The 17,830-nt window shown below is 72.1% G+C and carries 13 protein-coding genes; 10 read left to right on the forward strand and 3 right to left on the reverse strand.

What is annotated here, in order from left to right; genetic code table 11:
* Positions 1 to 210: 210 nt before the first annotated feature.
* The gene (locus tag P3T29_RS19635) at positions 211 to 4,200 is read left to right on the forward strand and encodes a beta-N-acetylglucosaminidase domain-containing protein (protein ID WP_280717825.1); all 3,990 of its coding nucleotides are present in this window, start codon (positions 211 to 213) and stop codon (positions 4,198 to 4,200) included.
* 102 nt (positions 4,201 to 4,302) lie between these two features.
* On the opposite strand, the gene P3T29_RS19640 is transcribed toward P3T29_RS19635, so the two are convergent.
* Positions 4,303 to 4,941, reverse strand: coding sequence for an HNH endonuclease (locus P3T29_RS19640; RefSeq protein ID WP_280717826.1), 639 nt, complete (start codon positions 4,939 to 4,941; stop codon positions 4,303 to 4,305).
* Between the two features lie 557 nt (positions 4,942 to 5,498).
* On the opposite strand from P3T29_RS19640, the gene P3T29_RS19645 reads away from it, so the two are divergent.
* From P3T29_RS19645 to P3T29_RS19675, 7 genes are all read left to right on the forward strand, one after another.
* The gene (locus P3T29_RS19645; protein ID WP_280717872.1) at positions 5,499 to 6,566 is read left to right on the forward strand and encodes a mechanosensitive ion channel family protein; all 1,068 of its coding nucleotides are present in this window, start codon (positions 5,499 to 5,501) and stop codon (positions 6,564 to 6,566) included.
* 264 nt (positions 6,567 to 6,830) lie between these two features.
* Positions 6,831 to 8,024, forward strand: a complete 1,194-nt coding sequence (locus P3T29_RS19650; protein ID WP_280717827.1) for an ROK family transcriptional regulator — start codon at positions 6,831 to 6,833, stop codon at positions 8,022 to 8,024.
* A gap of 108 nt (positions 8,025 to 8,132) precedes the next feature.
* The gene (locus P3T29_RS19655; RefSeq protein ID WP_280717828.1) at positions 8,133 to 9,482 is read left to right on the forward strand and encodes an ABC transporter substrate-binding protein; all 1,350 of its coding nucleotides are present in this window, start codon (positions 8,133 to 8,135) and stop codon (positions 9,480 to 9,482) included.
* Between the two features lie 25 nt (positions 9,483 to 9,507).
* Positions 9,508 to 10,467 carry a sugar ABC transporter permease gene (locus P3T29_RS19660; RefSeq protein WP_280717829.1) on the forward strand — a complete coding sequence of 320 codons (960 nt, stop codon included), beginning with the start codon at positions 9,508 to 9,510 and terminating at the stop codon, positions 10,465 to 10,467.
* A gap of 3 nt (positions 10,468 to 10,470) precedes the next feature.
* Positions 10,471 to 11,361, forward strand: a complete 891-nt coding sequence (locus tag P3T29_RS19665) for a carbohydrate ABC transporter permease (protein WP_280717830.1) — start codon at positions 10,471 to 10,473, stop codon at positions 11,359 to 11,361.
* Complete coding sequence (locus tag P3T29_RS19670; RefSeq protein ID WP_280717831.1) at positions 11,361 to 12,662, forward strand: 6-phospho-beta-glucosidase; 1,302 nt, start codon at positions 11,361 to 11,363, stop codon at positions 12,660 to 12,662. Before P3T29_RS19665 ends, P3T29_RS19670 begins: the two co-directional genes overlap by 1 nt.
* A gap of 82 nt (positions 12,663 to 12,744) precedes the next feature.
* Positions 12,745 to 13,791, forward strand: a complete 1,047-nt coding sequence (locus tag P3T29_RS19675; RefSeq protein ID WP_280717832.1) for a BadF/BadG/BcrA/BcrD ATPase family protein — start codon at positions 12,745 to 12,747, stop codon at positions 13,789 to 13,791.
* Positions 13,792 to 13,818: 27 nt separating this feature from the next.
* Here the strand turns inward: P3T29_RS19675 and P3T29_RS19680 are convergent, their stop codons facing one another.
* A complete protein-coding gene (locus P3T29_RS19680) occupies positions 13,819 to 14,775 on the reverse strand; it encodes a helix-turn-helix domain-containing protein (RefSeq protein ID WP_280717833.1) in 957 nt (318 codons plus the stop codon).
* Positions 14,776 to 14,846: 71 nt separating this feature from the next.
* Here P3T29_RS19680 and P3T29_RS19685 point away from each other — a divergent pair, with 71 nt between their 5' ends.
* On the forward strand, positions 14,847 to 15,440 hold the full coding sequence (locus tag P3T29_RS19685) for an isochorismatase family protein (protein ID WP_280717834.1): 594 nt from the start codon (positions 14,847 to 14,849) through the stop codon (positions 15,438 to 15,440).
* A gap of 99 nt (positions 15,441 to 15,539) precedes the next feature.
* On the opposite strand, the gene P3T29_RS19690 is transcribed toward P3T29_RS19685, so the two are convergent.
* Positions 15,540 to 16,115 (reverse strand): nucleosidase, encoded by a 576-nt coding sequence (locus P3T29_RS19690; RefSeq protein WP_280717835.1) that lies wholly within the window; start codon positions 16,113 to 16,115, stop codon positions 15,540 to 15,542.
* Positions 16,116 to 16,507: 392 nt separating this feature from the next.
* On the opposite strand from P3T29_RS19690, the gene P3T29_RS19695 reads away from it, so the two are divergent.
* Positions 16,508 to 17,827, forward strand: a complete 1,320-nt coding sequence (locus P3T29_RS19695; protein WP_280717836.1) for a hypothetical protein — start codon at positions 16,508 to 16,510, stop codon at positions 17,825 to 17,827.
* Positions 17,828 to 17,830 lie beyond the last annotated feature (3 nt).

The following is a 17,830-nucleotide window of genomic DNA, read 5'->3' on the forward strand; positions in this document are numbered from 1 at the left end:
CGTGATCGGGTTCGGCGCTCCGGGTGAACTTGGCTCAACCGGCCCGCCAGGTGCCGGATTCGGGCGGCGTCGCCTCATTGTCGGACAAACAGGGCATTCCCCTCAGCCGCGTTGACACCGGCCGGAACACCTGGTGGGCTGTGGCGGCGGGGTGGGTCCGGGTGGTGAGACCGACCTGTGAGCTGGGCGGTCGGTGCGAGGAGGCTCCTGTTGCAGGCGCGTGTGTCCATCGTCGCGGGCCGACGCCTGAGGCAGCAGATCGAACAGAGCCGGTCCCTGCGTGAGGTGCTCCAGCACCCGGCCGCACTGGCCGCGCGCCGGGCGACGGCGCGGACGGCACGACAGCTGGCCCCCAGGGCGGCGGACCGGCTGATCGCCGACCTCAAGGGCACCGAACCCCTGCTGGCCTCCGTACGCGCCGAGCGGCGGGCGACCGCGCGGCCGGGGCGGCGGCGGACGGCGCTGCAGGTCGCGGCGACGCTGTCGGCGGCGGCCGTGGTGGGCGGGCTGCTGGTGAGTTCTCCCGGCTACGCGGCACCGGACTTCGAGCGGGTGGCCGCCACCGGCAGCGCCACCGACAGTGCGGCGCCGCAGACTCCGCTCGGAAGCCTGACGAATCCTCAGATCTACCCCAGGCCACAGTCGTTGACGAACACCGGCCGCCCGGTCGGCGTACCGAAGAGCGTCGGCCTGGTGCTCGCCGACAAGACGGACGGCCCGGCCGTGGACGCCGTCCGGGACGTCCTCCACACCGCCGGCGCCACCGACGTCTCCACCCTGCTCCAGCAGTCGCAGACCCCGATGCCCGGCTCGCTGGTCGTCTACGTCGGCGGTCCGGGCGAGGGTGCCGACGGGACCACCGACCGGGTGCTGCGGGAGCTCACCGTGGCGGCCGGCGGCACGGACACCTCCGGCCCGTCCTACACCGGCCTGCCGGCCGGCGGCTACCTGCTGGCGGCCGGCCAACTCCCCACCGTGGGCGGCTCGTACGGCGCGATCGTGCTCGCCGGGGCCGACCCGACGGGCACCTTCTACGCCGCGCAGAGCCTGCGGCAGCTGCTCGCCCCGGTCGCCGCCGGACAGGGTCAGGGCGACAGCGCTGCGGGCAGAGGCTTCCCGGGCGTCAGCGTCCGGGACTGGCCGAGCGGCGCCCCCGTGCGCGGCACCGCCGAGTCGTTCTACGGCACTCCCTGGACCACCGAGCAGCGCCTGGACCAGCTCGACTTCCTGGGCCGCAGCAAGCAGAACTACTTCCTCTACGCCCCCGGCGGCGACCCGTACCGCCTCTCCCGCTGGCGCGACGCCTACCCCGCCGCGCAGGCCGACGACCTGCGCGGGCTCGGCGACCGGGCCCGGGCGAACCACGTGACGCTCGCCTACTCCGTCGACCCCGGCCAGTCGTTCTGCTACAGCTCGGCCAAGGACGTCGACGCGCTGGTCGGCAAACTGGAGGCGATGCGCGCCGTCGGTTTCAGCGCCTTCCAGCTGCAGTTCCTCGATGTCAGTTACACCGAGTGGCACTGCAACGTCGACCAGAAGAACTTCGGCACCGGCCCGGCCGCCGCCGCGAGGGCGCAGGCCGCGCTGGTCACCAAGGTGCGGGACCGGCTGGCGGCCGGGCACCCCGAACTCGCCCCGCTCTCGGTCGTCCCGACGGAGTACCAGCACTCGGGCGCCTCCCCGTACCGGACGGCGCTCGCGGCCGCCCTGCCGTCGGGTGTGCAGGTCGCCTGGAGCGGTGGGGCGGTGATCCCGGCGAAGATCACCGGTGGTCAGACGGCCGACGCCGGCAGCCTGTTCCACCACCCGCTGATGACGCTGGACAACTACCCCGTCAACGACTCCACCCCCGACCGGCTCTACCTCGGCGCGTACACCGGCCGCGACCCGGAGGTGGCGAGCAGGTCCGCCGTGCTGCTGACGGCCGCGATGTCCCAGCCGATCGCCTCCCGGATCCCGCTCGCGACCGCCGCCGACTTCGACTGGAACCCGGTCGGCTACCGCCCGGCCGACTCCCTGCGGGCCGCGCTGCGCCCGCTCGCCGACAGCGACGCGGCCCTCGCGGCGCTCACCGCGCTGGCCGGCAACAGCTCCTCCTCGCCGCTCACCACCGGCGAGTCGGGCTACCTGACGCCGCTGCTGAACCGGTTCTGGGCCACCCTGGAGCCTGCCGACGGCAACACCCCGGACCTGGCCCGGCTGAGCGCGGCCGCCGCGCCCGTCCGGGACGCGTTCACCGTGATGGCCGGTGCCCAGCAGGCGCTGGGGCAGGACGCCGTCGGCACCGAGACCGCCCCCTGGCTGGCCCAGCTGAGCACCTACGGCCGGGCCGGACAGGCCGCCGTGGACATGCTGCTGGCCCAGCGCGGCGGCAACGGCTCCGCCGCCTGGCAGGCCCGGGTCCAGCTGCGGCAGCTCCGCGACCAACTGGCGCAGGCCGCCACCACGGTCGGCGCCGGCGTGCTGGACCCGTTCCTGGAGCACGCCCTGCAGTCGGCCGACGTCTGGTCCGGCGTACGCACCAGCGCGGTGACGCCGACCACCACGCTGGGCAGCGCGCACGACCACACCCCGTCGCTGATGACCGACGGCGACACCGACACCTTCTACTGGAGCTACAACCCGCCGCAGTCCGGCGACTCGGTCGGCCTGGACCTCGGCTCCGGGAAGCCGCTGGGCACCGTCACCGTCCTGATGGGCTCCTGGGGCGACGGGCCGGACGCCGGTACCGCCGCTGACGACTACCTGCACGACGGCGTGCTGGAGTACACCACCGGCACCGGCGGCTGGCAGCAGCTGGCCAAGGTCCACAACCAGAAGAGCGTCACCGCGACGGCCCCCGCCGGCACGGTCGCCAAGGCCGTCCGGCTGCGCGCCACCAGCGGCCAGAAGACCGCCATCGCGGTCCGCGACTTCAGCTTCACCTCCCCCGACGACACCCCCGCCCAGGTCACCGGCGGCCCCGCCGCCGCCCCCGGCTCCTCCGCCTCCTCCGTCCTGGACGGCAACCCCGACACCGCCTACCGGGCCGCCGCCGCACCCACCGCCGGGGACACCCCACTGACCGTCGAGCTCGGCGCCGCCCGTCCGATGGACCGCGTCACGGTGCTCACCGACCCGACGGTACGGGCCACCGCCTCCGTCGAGGTCCGGCGCGCGGGCGGGGTCTGGGCGCCGATCGGCACCGTGCAGCCCGGCTACAACGAGCTCCCGGCCGGGGACCGGCCCGCCGACGCGATCCGGCTGACCTGGGCGCCGGGCGGCCAGCCTCCGGTGGTCAACCAGATCGTCCCCTGGTACGCCGACACCCCCGCCGGCCAGCTCAGCTTCGCCAGCTCCACCCTCGACGTGGTGACCGGCCAGGCCACCCCGGCGCAGACCCTGGCCGTGGTGGCGTCCGGGCGGCCCGACAGCGTCACCGGCCAGCTCAGGACCGACGTCCCGGCGGTCGCGAAGGGCCTGACGGTCACTCCCGCCGCAGCGCTGACCGTGCCGCGCGGGGGCCAGGCGACCGCCCCGCTGCTGGTCACCGCGACGGCCGACACGCCCTCCGGCACGTACCAGGTGCCGGTGACCTTCACCGCCGACTCCCTGACGGTGCGTCAGGTGCTCCAGGTGCACGTGGTCCCGCCGACCAGCGGCCCCGACCTCGCGCCGACCGCCGTGGCGAGCTCGTCCGGCGACGAGACCCCGGCCTTCCCCGCGTCGAACGTCAACGACGGCGACCCGAAGACCCGCTGGTCCTCCCCCGCCGTGGACAACGCCTGGGTGCAGCTGCGCCTGCCGCAGCCCGTCCGGCTCGGCTCGGTGGTGCTGCACTGGCAGGACGCGTACGCCGCCGCCTACCAGGTCCAGACCTCGGCGGACGGCGTCAACTGGACGACGGTGGCCGCCGTCGGCGACGGCAAGGGCGGCACCGAGACCGTCCGCTTCGACGCGCCTGGCACCCAGTACCTGCGGATCCAGGGCGTCTCCCGGGCGACCAGGTACGGCTACTCCCTCTGGGGCATCGAGGCCTACGCGGTCACCCCCGCACCGGCCACCCCGACCACCCCGCCGGTGGCACCCGTCAACCCGCCGATACCCCCCGTCGCCCCGATACCGCCCGTACTGCCCGTACCGCCGGTGACCCCGCCCACCCCCACCCCGACGCCGACACCGTCGGGGAGCCCGGCGCCGACCCCGACCGCCGGGCAGTAGCCCTGACGACGGCGGGCCGCCGGCACTCCCGCTAGGGGTGTGACGGCGGCCCATGAGGCGTACCGAAGGATGACGGGCAGGCCCTGTCTGTCGGGCGGTGGGTCAGGCCGAGAGTGCTTCCGGCTGCTCACCGCGGTGGATCGGGTGGTGGACGACTTGGACGGGATGTCCGTTCTGGACGGGGTGCGACCTGCCGGAGTGCTCCGGATGGTCGTAGTGCTCGTACTCGCGGAACTGCTCCACACCGCCGTACGGCTCCAGGTAGGGCCGCCAGCGCGGGTCTCTGATCCCGGTGCCGATGATGCGCCAGGCCAGACCGCTGGGCGGGGCCGGGGGGCGCTTCATCCGCCAGCCGAGCTCGGTGAGGTGCCGGTCGGCCTTGGTGTGGTTGCAGCGGCGGCAGGCCGCCACCACGTTGTCCCACCGGTGCTGACCGCCCCGGCTGCGCGGGATGACGTGGTCGACGCTGGTCGCGGCGGCCCCGCAGTAGACGCAGCGCCCGTGATCACGGGCGAACAGGGCACGGCGGGTGAGCGGGACGGGCCCGCAGAAGGGGACCCGCACGAAGCGGGTCAGTCGGACGACGGACGGCGCCGTGATGGCGCTGGTGGCGCTGTGCAGAGTGAATTCCGAGTCCTCCAGGCTGACCGCCTTGTGGTTGAGGACCAGGATGAGCGCGCGGCGCATGGAAATTACGCCGAGCGGCTCGTAGGACGCGTTGAGGACCAGGACATGTGGCACGGATGCCTCCTTGGACGCCTGCGGCGCGTGGCTCGCGCCGGGACGAGCGGGTGACCACGTCTTCCGGCGTGATCTCCACCAGTGTCGCCTTACGCCGTCGTAGGGCGCCACCACTCCTGTGTAACGGACCAGGTGTGGGCTCCGTCATAACCGATATGCCCATGGTGTGGCCACAATGCACCACAGAGGGCGGGTTTTCGGCCGTTTCGTCCCGCTCTGCGCCGGTCGGCGCAGCCGCAGAACGCTGTCGGCAGAGCCGAAATCAGGGCACCTTTCGGCCGCTAGGCTGGCCCGGACGGTCCGTCGGCCCCCGGAACAGCCATCGCACGGGAGCCGGGCGGGCCCCGGTCCGTACGTACGTCAGTAGGAAGGTCGTGCAAGTGTCCTGGCCAGGTGTCGCCGGCGTGCTCGCCGGCGCGTCCCCTTCGCCCTCGGTATCGGCGCCTTCGGTATCGGCACCCTCGGTATCGGCGCCCTCGGTGTCCGCATCCGAGTTGCACTCGTCCGTGCACTCGTCCGGAGCGCACCCGCCCGCGCTGCACCTGCCCACACCGCAGCTGCCCGACCTCACGCTCCCGACGAGTGCCTCGCAGGTGTCGGCCGGCACCAAGCAGGCGGCCGGCTGGTTCGAGAGCCACTGGCAGAGCTGGGCGGAGGGCACGGTCAAGATCGTGCTCATCGTGCTGCTGGCGCTGGTGCTGCGGGCGGTGATCCGGAAGCTGATCTCGCAGACGGTCTCCCGGATGGCCCGGCACCACGAGCACCACGACCACCACGACGGCAGCCGGTTCGGTGGGCTGCTGGCCAACGCCGGCGTGGTGAACACCGAGCGTCGCAAGCAGCGCTCGGAGGCGATGGGGTCGGTGCTGCGCAGCGTCGCCTCGTTCAGCATCATGGGCACCGCCGCGCTGATGGTGATCTCGGCGCTCGGCCTGGACCTGGCTCCGCTGCTGGCCAGTGCCGGTGTGGCGGGGGTGGCGATCGGCTTCGGCGCGCGCAACCTGGTGACGGACTTCCTGTCCGGGGTCTTCATGATCATCGAGGACCAGTACGGCGTCGGCGACGAGATCGACACGGGGGTGGCCACCGGCACGGTGCTGGAGGTCGGCCTGCGGGTGACGAAGCTGCGCGGCGCCAACGGCGAGATCTGGTACATCCGCAACGGCGAGGTGAAGCGGATCGCCAACCTGAGCCAGGGCTGGTCGACCGCGTCCGTGGACGTCCAGGTCGGCTACCGGGAGGATCTCGACCGGGTGACGACACTGATCCTGGAGACCGCCGAGGCGATGGCCAAGGAGGCCCCCTGGGACGAGCTGTTCTGGGAGCCGGCCAAGGTGCTCGGGGTGGACTCGGTGGCCGCCGAGTCGGTGGTGCTGAAGGTCGAGGTGCGCACCATGCCCGGCAAGGCCCCGGTGGTCACCCGAGGGCTGCGCTGGCGGCTCAAGGCCGCCTTCGACCTGGCCGGGATCAGGCTCAAGGAGGAGGCCACCGCCGCCGTCTCGGCGCCCGTGGTCGACGCCGCGCCACCGTCGGCGCTTGCCGACCCGGCCTCGGCCAAGTCGCTGTCCACCAAGCCGATACCGATGCCGACGCACTCACTGGACGATCCGCAGCAGGTCCACTGAGGCAGTCCGCCGAAGCCCCGCTCTCCCGCGCCGGGAGGGCGGGGCTTCCGCTTGTCCGGGGGCGGGCCCGGAGCGGTCGGTAACGCTTCGGCATCCAGCCCGCACCGGGTCATTGACACTCTCCGGGCCCGGGGCCTACCGTCCTTCTCGGTGATTGGAAAGTTTCCTAACAGTTCCCGTCACCGCCTCACCACCACCCTTGCGGGTCACCCGTTGCACCCTTGTTACCCCAGTCCCACCAGCGGAGAGAGGAGGATCGGGTACGTGACCGACAAGACACCCGCCCGCCCCCCGCTCGCCGGAACACCGAGCCTGCTCCGCGCGATCAACGACCGGGCCGCCCTGGAGCTACTGCTCACCAACGGCCCGCTCTCCCGTACCCAGCTCGGCACCCTCACCGGCCTCTCCAAGCCCACGGCCTCGCAGCTGCTGACCCGGCTGGAGTCGGCCGGGCTGGTCCGGGCGGTCGGCACCACGGCCGGCGGACCCGGCCCGAACGCGCAGCTGTACCAGGTCGATCCGGCCGCCGGGTACGTCGCCGGGCTGGACGTCACGCCCAGCCGGATCCGGGTCGCGGTGGCCGACATCACCGGCACCACCCTCGCCGAACAGCTGGTCCCCACCAAGGGCTGGCCCGCCGCCGAGACGCTGGAACGGACGGCCGCCGCCGTCGCCGCGACCGTACGGGAGGCCGGACTCGCGGACGGCAGCCTGCGCGAGATCGTCATCGGCGTGCCCGGCGCGCTGGATCCGGTCACGGGCAAGCTCGGGTACGCCTCCCACCTGCCCGGCTGGCACTCCCCCCGGCTGCTGGCCGAGCTGGCGGCCGCGCTCGGCGCGCCGGTGACCATCGAGAACGACGTCAACCTGGCCGCCATCGCCGAGCAGTCCTTCGGTGCCGCGCAGGGCTGCGAGGACTTCGTCCTGCTCTGGGCGGCCGAGGGCATCGGCGCGGCGATCGTGATCGCCGGGCGGCTGCACCGGGGCTTCACCGGCGGCGCGGGCGAGGTCGGCTACATGCCGGTGCCGGGCGCGCCGGTGGTCCACCGGCTGCGCCGGAAGAACTCCGGCGGCTTCCAGGAACTGGCCGGTGCTCCGGCGGTGCTCGCCCTCGCCCGGGAGCACGGGCTGGTGGCGGCGACCGCCGAGGCGGCCATCGAACTCGCGCTGCGCACCCCGGGCGCGGGTGACACGTTCCTGGACATCCTGGCCGAGCGGCTGGCCGTCGGGCTGGCCGTGATCGTCTCCGTGGTCGACCCCGAGCTGGTGGTGATCTCCGGCGACGTCCCGACGGCCGGCGGCGACCGGCTGCGCGGGCTCGTCCAGGACGCCCTGGCCGGGCTCTCCATCCCCCGGCCCGAGGTGCGTAGTAGTACCGTCCCGGGCTCGCCTGTCCTGCACGGCGCGCTGCAACGCGCCCTCGCCACCGCCCGGGAAGCGGTGTTCTCCACCCACTGACCGACCCCCACCCGCCAGCTCCCTGAATCGTCACCCATCCCCCGCACCCGGGCCGTTGGGCGATGCCGCCTGCCCCCGTACCTTCCGTAGCTTCAGGAGGACTCTCCAGTGCACACCCCCCGCAGATCCCGCCGCGCGCTCGCCGCCGTCACCGGCAGCGCTGTACTGGCCCTCTTCGCCACCGCCTGCACGGGCACCAACTCGACCGGCGGCACGGACGATTCGGCCTCCGGCAAGGACGTGAGCATCACCTTCTGGCACGGCTGGAGCCAGGACAACGAGACCAAGGCGATCAACGACAACGTCGCCGCCTTCGAGAAGCTGCACCCGAACATCCACGTCAAGGTCGTCGCCAACATCGCGGACGACAAGAGCGAGCAGGCGCTGCGGGCCGGCGGCCCGGACGCGCCGGACGTGGTCTCGTCCTTCACCACCGACAACGTCGGCAAGTTCTGCTCCGCCAAGGTCTGGACCGACCTCACTCCCTTCCTCAAGAAGGACGGCATCGACCCGGTGAAGACCTTCCCGTCCGCGATGCTCAAGTACAGCCAGTTCGAGGGCAACCAGTGCTCGCTGCCGCTGCTCGGCGACGCGTACGGGCTGTACTACAACAAGACCGCCTTCGCCGCGGCCGGGATCACCTCGCCGCCGAAGACCCTCAGCGAGTTCGACGCGGACGCCGTCAAGCTGACCGTCGCGAACGGTGACGGGTACAAGCAGCTCGGCTTCATGCCGGACTTCCACGGCTACGAGTCCACCCCCTCGCACTTCCTCGGCCAGTACGGCGTCTCGTACTTCGGCGCGGACGGCAAGTCGGACATCGCCTCCGACCCCAAGATCGCCGCGATGTACACCTGGCAGAAGGGGCTGATCGGCAAGCTGGGCGGCTTCGACAAGCTGGAGAAGTACCGGAGTTCCTTCGGCGACGAGTTCAGCGCCAAGAACCCGTTCGAGACCGGCCAGGTCGCAATGGCGATCGACGGTGAGTGGCGGACGGCCTCGATCGCCACCGACAAGGTCACCTTCGACTGGGCCACCGCGCCCTTCCCGGTGCCGGACGACCAGGCCGCCACGTACGGCCGGGGCTACCAGACCGGCACCATCGTCGGCATCGCCCGCAGCAGCCAGAAGCAGGCCGCCGCCTGGGAGTTCGTCAAGTACCTGACCACCGATACCGACGCCGTGGTCAGCTTCGCCAACGCGATCCACAACGTGCCGAGCACCATGGACGCGCTCAGTTCGCCGAAGCTCGACAACGACCCGAACTTCAAGACCTTCCTGGACGTGGCGAAGAACCCCGCCTCCAGCACCACGCCCTCCAGCATCAACGGCGGCGCGTACCAGATCAGCATGCAGAACTTCGGCTACGACTTCGAGGCCGGCAAGCAGGCCGACCTGCAGGCCGGGCTGACCAAGACGGCCCAGGAGATCGACGCGGCCGTCACCCAGGCCAAGTGACGGACGCACCATGGCACTTGAACGCATGACAGTTGCACGCACCGAAGTCCCGGCGGCGCTGAAGCGCAAGCGCCGCCGGGAGACGGCCCGCACGCTGGCCTTCCTCTCGCCGTGGCTGATCGGCTTCGGCTTCTTCTTCCTCTACCCGCTGATCTCCACCGTCTACTTCTCCTTCATGCGGTACGACGGCTTCACGGCCCCGGTCTTCACCGGCCTGAAGAACTGGGACTACGTCTTCACCAAGTACCCGTTCTTCTGGCAGGGCCTGCAGAACACGCTCTGGCTGGTCGTGGTGATGGTCACCCTGCGGGTCGCCTTCGGGCTGGGGATCGGCATGCTGATCACCAAGCTGAAGACCGGCGTCGGCTTCTTCCGCACCCTCTTCTACCTGCCCTACCTGGCCCCGCCGGTGGCCGCCACGATGGCCTTCGCCTTCCTGCTCAACCCCGGCACCGGCCCGGTCAACCACTTCCTGGGCAAGCTCGGCCTGCCGCAGCCCGGCTGGTTCACCGACCCCAGCTGGTCGAAGCCGGCCCTCACCATGCTCGCCATGTGGGGCATCGGCGACCTGATGGTCATCTTCATGGCCTCGCTGCTCGACGTCCCGAAGGAGCAGTACGAGGCGGCCGAACTGGACGGCGCGGGCCCGTGGCAGCGGTTCCGCTACGTCACCTACCCGAACATCTCGCCGATCGTGATGTTCGCGGTGGTCACCGGAGTCATCCAGACCATGCAGTACTACACCCAGGCGATCGTCGCCGGGAAGGTCGCCAGCGGCATCATCGGCGGCTCCGGCCAGGCCTTCGAACCCGGCTACCCGCACGGCTCGACCTGGACCCTGCCGCAGATGGTCTACAGCCTCGGCTTCCAGCGCTTCGACACCGGCTCGGCCTGCGTGATCGCCGTGGTGCTGTTCGTGATCTCGATGGCCTTCACCTCCCTGCTGCTGCGCCGCAACGCGGGCTTCCTGTCGAGTGAGGACTGAGCCATGACCCTGAGCTCCACGCTCTCCGTCCCCCTCACCACGCGGACCGCCGCCGCCCGGGTGGCCCGCCGCCGGGCCGTCCTGCACTGGGTGGCCGTGCACTCGGTGGCCGTCGCGGCGGCGCTGTTCTTCATCCTGCCGTTCGTGTTCGTCTTCCTCACCTCGGTGATGACGGACCGTCAGGCGCTCACCACGGACTTCTGGCCGCACCAGTGGGAGTGGGGCAACTACCTGAAGGTCTGGCGGACCCCGGGCTTCCTGACCTGGTGGCGCAACACCCTGGTGTATGCGGGCCTCGGCACACTGTTCACCGTCGTCTCCAGCGTCCCGGTCGCCTACGCGATGGCCAAGTTCCGCTTCCGGGGCCGGAATCTGTCGCTGATGGCGGTCATCTCGATGATGATGCTGCCGCCGCAGGTCACCGTCATCCCGATGTACCTGTTCTGGGCCAAGCAGCTCCACCTCACCGGCACGCTCTGGCCGTTGATCATCCCGATGGCGTTCGGCGACGCGTTCTCGATCTTCCTGCTGCGGCAGTTCCTGCTGACCGTCCCGAACGAGTACCTCGAGGCGGCCCGGATCGACGGCTGCGGCGACCTCCGCACGCTGCTGCGGGTGGTCCTGCCGATGTCCAGGCCCGCCATCGCGGCGGTGGCGCTGTTCCAGTTCTTCTACTGCTGGAACGACTACTTCGGCCCGCAGATCTACGCCAGCGAGAACCCGGGCGCCTGGACGCTCAGTTACGGGCTCGAGTCCTTCAAGGGCGCCCACCACACCAACTGGAACCTCACCATGGCGGCCACGCTGCTCGTGATGGCTCCGGTGATCGTGCTGTTCTTCTTCGCGCAGAAGGCCTTCATCGAAGGCGTGACACTGACAGGGGTCAAGGGCTGATGTCACTCAAGTTGGCAATCGTGGGCGGCGGTTCGACCTACACGCCGGAACTGATCGACGGCTTCGCCCGGCTCCGCACTCCAAACAACGGGCCTGGTCTCCCGCTCGCCGAACTCGTACTGATCGACCCCGCCGCCGACCGGCTGGAGCTGATCGGCGGGCTGGCCCGGCGGATCTTCGCCAAGCAGGGCCACAGCGCTACCGTCACCACCACCACCGACCTCGCCGCCGGGGTGGCCGGCGCGGACGCCGTGCTGCTGCAGCTGCGGGTCGGCGGGCAGGCGGCGCGGAACGAGGACGAGACCTGGCCGCTGGAGTGCGGCTGCGTCGGCCAGGAGACCACCGGCGCGGGCGGGTTGGCCAAGGCGCTGCGTACCGTGCCCGTCGTGCTCGACATCGCCGAGCAGGTCCGCCGGGCCAACCCCGATGCCTGGATCGTCGACTTCACCAACCCCGTCGGCATCGTCACCCGCGCCCTGCAGACCGCCGGCCACAAGGCCGTCGGCCTGTGCAACGTGGCGATCGGCTTCCAACGCCGCTTCGCCGCCCACCTGAACGTCGCCCCCGAGCTGATCCGGCTCGACCACGTCGGCCTCAACCACCTCACCTGGGAGCGCGGCGTCACCCTGCTGGACGCGCCGGACGCCACCACCGGACGCGAGGTACTGCCGGAACTGCTCGGCGGCTTCGGCAAGGAGATCGCCGAGGACCTGCTGCTGCCGCTCCCGGTGATCCGGCGGCTCGGGGTCGTCCCCTCGTACTACCTGCGGTACTTCTACCAGCACGACCAGGTGGTCGAGGAGTTGAAGGTCAAGGGCTCGCGCGCGTCGGCCGTCGCGGCGATCGAGCGGGAACTGCTCACGATGTACGCCGACCCGGCCCTCGACACCAAGCCCGAGCTGCTGAGCAAGCGCGGCGGAGCGTTCTACTCCGAGGCGGCCGTCCAGCTGATCGCCTCGCTGCTCGGCACCGGCGGCGGCACCAGCGTGCAGGTGGTCAACACCCGCAACGACGGTGTGCTGCCCTTCCTGCCGGACGACGCGGTGATCGAGGTACCGGCCGAGGTCGACGCGGTGGGTGTCCGCCCGCTGCCGCAGCGCCCGGTCGAGCCGCTCTACGCGGGCCTGATCGCCGCCGTCACGGCGTACGAGCAACTCGCCCTGGAGGCAGCGCTCAAGGGCGGCCGGGACCGGGTCTTCGACGCCCTGCTCGCCCACCCGCTGGTCGGGCAGTTCGACCTCGCGGAGCAGCTGACGGACCGCCTGCTGGCCCACAACCGTGCGCACCTGAGCTGGGCGTGAGCGGTCGCTCCAAGCGGGTGTGAGCAGCGGGATCTCCCGGCCGGGGCGGCCGGGACACGTACGAACCGGGGACCAGGACCTGATGGACCACCACGACACTGAGCAACTAGCGGGCGTCCTCGCCATCGACGCCGGGAACAGCAAGACCGACGTCACGTTGGTCGGCGCCGACGGCAGCGTGCTCGGCAGCGCCCGGGGTGGCGGGTTCCACCCCCAGTTGGAGGGGGCCGAGGCCGCGATCGCGGGCCTCGTCCCGCTGGTCGAGGCGGTCGCCGCCGAGGCCGGGCTGCGGCTCGGCGGCCCGCACTCCGGGCCGGTGCTCACCAGCCACGTCAGCGCCTGCCTGGCCAACGCCGACCTGCCGATCGAGGAGCAGCGGCTGCAGGCAGCCATCGCGGCCCGGCCCTGGAGCGTGTCGAGCGCCGTCTCCAACGACACCTTCGGACTGCTCCGGGCCGGCACCGAGGGCCCGAGGGGCGTCGCGGTGGTCTGCGGCGCGGGGATCAACTGCGTCGGGCTGCTGCCGGACGGGCGGACCGCCCGCTTCCCCGCGCTCGGCACCCTGACCGGCGACTGGGGCGGCGGCGGCGGGCTGGCCGCCGAGAGCATGTGGCACGCCGCCCGCGCCGAGGACGGCAGAGGCAGACCCACCGGTCTGGCCCCCGCCATCGCCGCGCACTTCGGCCTGCCCAGCGCCAACGCCGTCGCCGAGGCGATGCACCTCGGGCTGGTCGAGCGGGAGCGGCTGCACGAGATCGTCCGGGTGCTGTTCACCGAGGCCCGGGCGGGCGACGCCACCGCCCTGGAGCTGATCGACCGCCAGGCGGACGAGATCACCCGGCTCGCGGTGATCGCCCTGACCAGGCTGGACCTGCTGACCGAGCCCACCCCGGTGGTGCTCGGCGGCGGGGTGCTGGCCTCCCGCCAACCCCTGCTGATCGACAACGTGATCGCCCGGCTCTCAGCCGCCGCACCACTGGCCGAACCCCGGATCGTGGTCGCCCCACCCGTACTCGGCGCGGCCCTGCTCGGCCTCGACCACCTCGCCGCGACCGGCCACGGCGGCGGCCCGGCCGCGCAGCGCCGCCTACGCGCGGCCTACCCGGCGGGGCAGCCGATCGCGGCCTGACGGAGCTGCCTGGTGCTGACGGGTCGCCTACTGCCGCCCACGGAAGGTCCTGCGGTACTCGCGCGGCGGGACGCCGACCCGGCGGACGAAGGCCGGGCGGAGCGAGACCGCCGAGCCGAAGCCGCAGCGGACGGCGATCTCGTCCACCGGCAGGTCGGTCTCCTCCAGCAGGCGCTGGGCCGCCAGGACGCGCTGCTCCAGCAGCCACCGCAGCGGGGAGGTGCCGGTGGCCTCGGTGAAGCGGCGGGCGAAGGACCGTTCGGACATCACCGCCAGCTTCGCCAACTGCCCTACCGTCCAAGGGGTTTCCAACGAGGCAAGAACGGCCGAGCGGACGGCCGCGAGCGGGTCGTCCCGGTCGCTCTGCTCCGGCACCGGGGAGGGGATGAACTGGGCCTGGCCCCCGGCCCGGAAGGGCGCGGTGACCATCTGGCGGGCCACCGCTGCGGCGGCCTGCTGGCCGTGCGCCGAGCGGACCAGGTGCAGGCAGAGGTCGATCCCGGCGGCGACACCGGCGGAGGTCCAGACGTCGCCGTCGCCGGTGAACAGCACCTCCGGGTCGACCCGTACCGCCGGGCGCCGGCGGGCGAGTTCGGCGGCCAGCCACCAGTGCGTGGTGGCGCGGCGGCCGTCCAGCAGCCCGGCGTCGGCGAGCACGAACGCCCCCGTGCAGAGCGAGGCGACCGGGATACCGCGTGCGTGGACGGCACGCACCGCCTCCAGGACCTCGGGCGCCCTGCGCGCCAACGGGTCCTCGACCCCCGGGACGACCACCAGGTCGCAGTCGAGCAGCGCATCAGGACCATGGTCGGGCACCCGTTCGAGCCCGCCGCCGAGCCGGACCCGCTCCCGGTCCGGACCGCAGACCCGCAGGTCGAAGGAGGGCAACCCGGCCCGGCCGGGCCTGTTCGACCAGACCTCGCCGATCACGGCATAGTCGAAGACCCGTACACCGTCGAAGATCAGGCATCCCACCGTCCGCATGGCAGGAATCTATCGATCACCGGCAGCCGAAACCCTCACCGGGCCCGCCCGCCCGGCCGCACGATGGATCCATGACGAACACCAGCGCATTCGACGCCCCCCTCCAGATCGCCGCAGACGCGGTCCTGATCGTGATCGACGTCCAGAAGGGCTTCGAGGACTACGAGTTCTGGGGCCCCCGTGACAACCCCGCCGCCGAGGAGCGGATGGCGGAGATCCTGGACGCCTGGCAGGCCACCGGCCGCCCGGTCGTGATGGTGCAACACAAGTCGGCAGTGGGCCCGTTGATGCCCGGCACCCCCGGGTACGAGCTGAAGCCGGTGGCGGCGGGCGCCAAGTGGGACCTGCACATCACCAAGACCGTCAACAGCGCCTTCTACGGCACCCCCGACCTGCACGCCTGGCTCCAGGAGCGCGGCGCCACCCAGCTGGTGACCATCGGGATCATCACCAACGCCTGCAACGAGGTCACCGCCCGGATGGGCGGAAACCTGGGCTACGACGTGGTCTTCCCGATCGACGCGATGCACACCTTCGACATGGCCGGCCCGGACGGCGAGGTCATCCCCGCCGCCGAACTCGCCCGCAGCACGGCGGCCGTACTGCACCGGATGCGCTTCGCCAAGGTGGTCACCACCGAGGCACTGCTCGCCGCAGCCCAGTAGCCGGCCCGGTCAGTAGCCGGCCCGGTCAACAGCGGGCCCTGTCAGCAGCCGGTCCGGTCAGCAGCGGGCGGAGCGGTGGCGGGCCGGACCGGGTACGACTCAGAACTGCTGGGTGTGCAGCCAGTCGGCGAGGATCTTGGCGCAGTCGTCGACGGACTCGCGCCAGGCCCGGCCCGCGCCTTCGCCCGCCTCGTCGCTCACGTGCTTGATCAGCCGGAAGGGCACTCCGGCCCGCTGGGCGACGACGGCGATGGCGTAGCCCTCCATGTCGACCAGGTCCGCCTCCAGCGCGAGCCGGTCACGGGCCGCCGGGTCGGAGACGAAGAGGTCACCGGTGGCGAGCGTCGGCCCGGCCGTCTCGCTGACGGTGATCGCCGCTCCGTAGGTCTTGCCGGTGAGCGCGAACAGCGACGGGGTGTCGATGTCGTGCTGCAACACCCGCGCCACCTGGTGCGTCCCGGCCCAGCCCGGGCGGAGCGCGCCGGCCGTACCGAGGTTGACGATCTCCGACGGGTGCTCGCCCCGGGCCAGCACGGTGGCCAGGGCCGCAGTCGCGTTGATCTTCCCCATGCCCGTGAGCAGGACGGGGAAGGCGTCGCCGAGGTAGACGGCCTCCTCCTGCACCGCGACGACGATGAGCGGACGGGTGGGCGTGATCGTTCCGAGCAGACGCATGGGGTCCATGGTAGAACGGCCGTTCCCGGGGCACGAGCCCCGGTTCGGGTCGGGATCCGGGTCGGGAGCGGAGCAGCACAGGGCACCTCCCGCGCTGCCCGTCCACATTCGTCCCCATCTGTAACCACTCATCCTGGAACGTCCCCGAACATCCCGGAACGGGCAGGTGACCGGCAGGCGACAGTCGTCCCGTCCGAAGCTCAAGATCGGCGCAACTCGCGTGTGACCACTCACCCGGACGGCCATACTGCTGGCATCGGGCCCACGCCCGGCACTCAGGGGCGGTCCACAGGGGGAAGGCGGGGCAGATGGTGACACCTCCGGTACAGCCAGGAAGACCGGCGACGGCACTGCCCGTTCAGCGGGCAGCACCGAAGCCGGCCGAACGGGCGGTGGCACGGCTGCGGGGGGCGGCCGACACGGCGCCCGGGCGGCTGCGACTGGCGAGCGTGGTGCTGGCCGTGCTGGTGCTGGCCTTCGGCGCGCTGACGGCCTGGCAGGTCAGCAGCAGGGCGACTGCAGCGGGCCAGGTGTTCTCGCACAGCGAGCCGCTCAGCCAGGACGCCGCCGAGATCTACCGCTCACTGGCCGACGCCGACACCACGGCGGCCGGCGGCTTCCTACTGGCGGGGGACGCGCCGCAGGCCGTCCGGGACCGCTACCAGAACGACCTCACGACGGCCGGCCGGCTGCTCACCGAGGCCGCCGCCCGGACCGGCCCGTCCTCCGGGGCCCAGCGGTGGGTGACCCAGCTGAACCAGGACCTGCCGCAGTACGCGGGCCTGGTGGAGACCGCCCGGGCCAACGACCGGCAGGGGCTGCCGCTCGGCGGCGCGTATCTGCGCTACGCCTCCAACACGATGCAGGACACCATGCTGCCGGCCGCGCAACAGCTGGTCGACGTGGAGTCCCGGCAGCTGGACGCCGACTACGCGGACGCCCGCAGCTTCCCCTGGGCGGCCGCCGGGCTCGGCGTGGTCACACTCGCCGGTCTGATCCGGTGCCAGCTGCTGCTGCGCCGCCGGACCAACCGGGTGTTCAACCTGGGCCTGCTCGGCGCCACCGCCTCGGTACTGGCGGCGCTGGTCTGGCTGACGTCCGGCACCGTGTCCGGCAGCGCCGACCTGTCGGCCAGCCGGAGCCACGGCGCCCTGCCGCTGCGGGCCCTCGACCAGGCCCGGACCGAGGCCCTGCAGTCCCGTGCCGCCGAGAACCTCGACCTGGTCGCCCGGGGCGCCACCGACAGCTACACCAAGCGCTGGGCGACGGTCACCGCGCTGCTCGCGGGCCCGCCGACGGTGGACGGCAAGTCCCGGACCAAGGGCGGCATGCTCGACCAGGCCCGGGCGGGCGCGCCCGGCGAGGCCGGTGCTGACCTGACGCAGGCCAAGGCGCAGTTCGCCGTCTGGGACACCTGGCACCGGACAGCCGCCGCGAGCAACGACGCGGGCGACTACAACACCGCGCTCACGGACACCATCGGCAGCACCGGCAGCAACGGCACGGGCACCAACAGCTCGGACAGCGCGTTCAACGCCATGGACCAGCAGCTCGCCAAGGCCGCGGTCGTGGAGCAGGCGGCGTTCAGGTCGGCGGCACAGGGTGTCGACGGTTCGCTGGGGATTCTGGCGGCAGGGGCGGCGCTGCTCGCGGCGCTGGCCACAGCGGGCGTACTCGTCGGCCTCGGCCGACGGCTGGCCGAGTACCGGTAGCGG

This window comes from Kitasatospora sp. MAP5-34, from assembly GCF_029894335.1.
In the GTDB taxonomy this organism is placed as follows: domain Bacteria; phylum Actinomycetota; class Actinomycetes; order Streptomycetales; family Streptomycetaceae; genus Kitasatospora.

What these genes read in the sequence shown, in the direction of transcription:
- P3T29_RS19660 (WP_280717829.1), top strand. Translation starts at nt 9,508, where the DNA reads ATGACAGTTGCACGCACCGAAGTCCCGGCGGCGCTGAAGCGCAAGCGC.
- P3T29_RS19665 (WP_280717830.1), top strand. Translation starts at nt 10,471, where the DNA reads ATGACCCTGAGCTCCACGCTCTCCGTCCCCCTCACCACGCGGACCGCC.
- P3T29_RS19670 (WP_280717831.1), top strand. Translation starts at nt 11,361, where the DNA reads ATGTCACTCAAGTTGGCAATCGTGGGCGGCGGTTCGACCTACACGCCG.
- P3T29_RS19675 (WP_280717832.1), top strand. Translation starts at nt 12,745, where the DNA reads ATGGACCACCACGACACTGAGCAACTAGCGGGCGTCCTCGCCATCGAC.
- P3T29_RS19680 (WP_280717833.1), bottom strand. Translation starts at nt 14,775, where the DNA reads ATGCGGACGGTGGGATGCCTGATCTTCGACGGTGTACGGGTCTTCGAC.
- P3T29_RS19685 (WP_280717834.1), top strand. Translation starts at nt 14,847, where the DNA reads ATGACGAACACCAGCGCATTCGACGCCCCCCTCCAGATCGCCGCAGAC.
- P3T29_RS19690 (WP_280717835.1), bottom strand. Translation starts at nt 16,115, where the DNA reads ATGCGTCTGCTCGGAACGATCACGCCCACCCGTCCGCTCATCGTCGTC.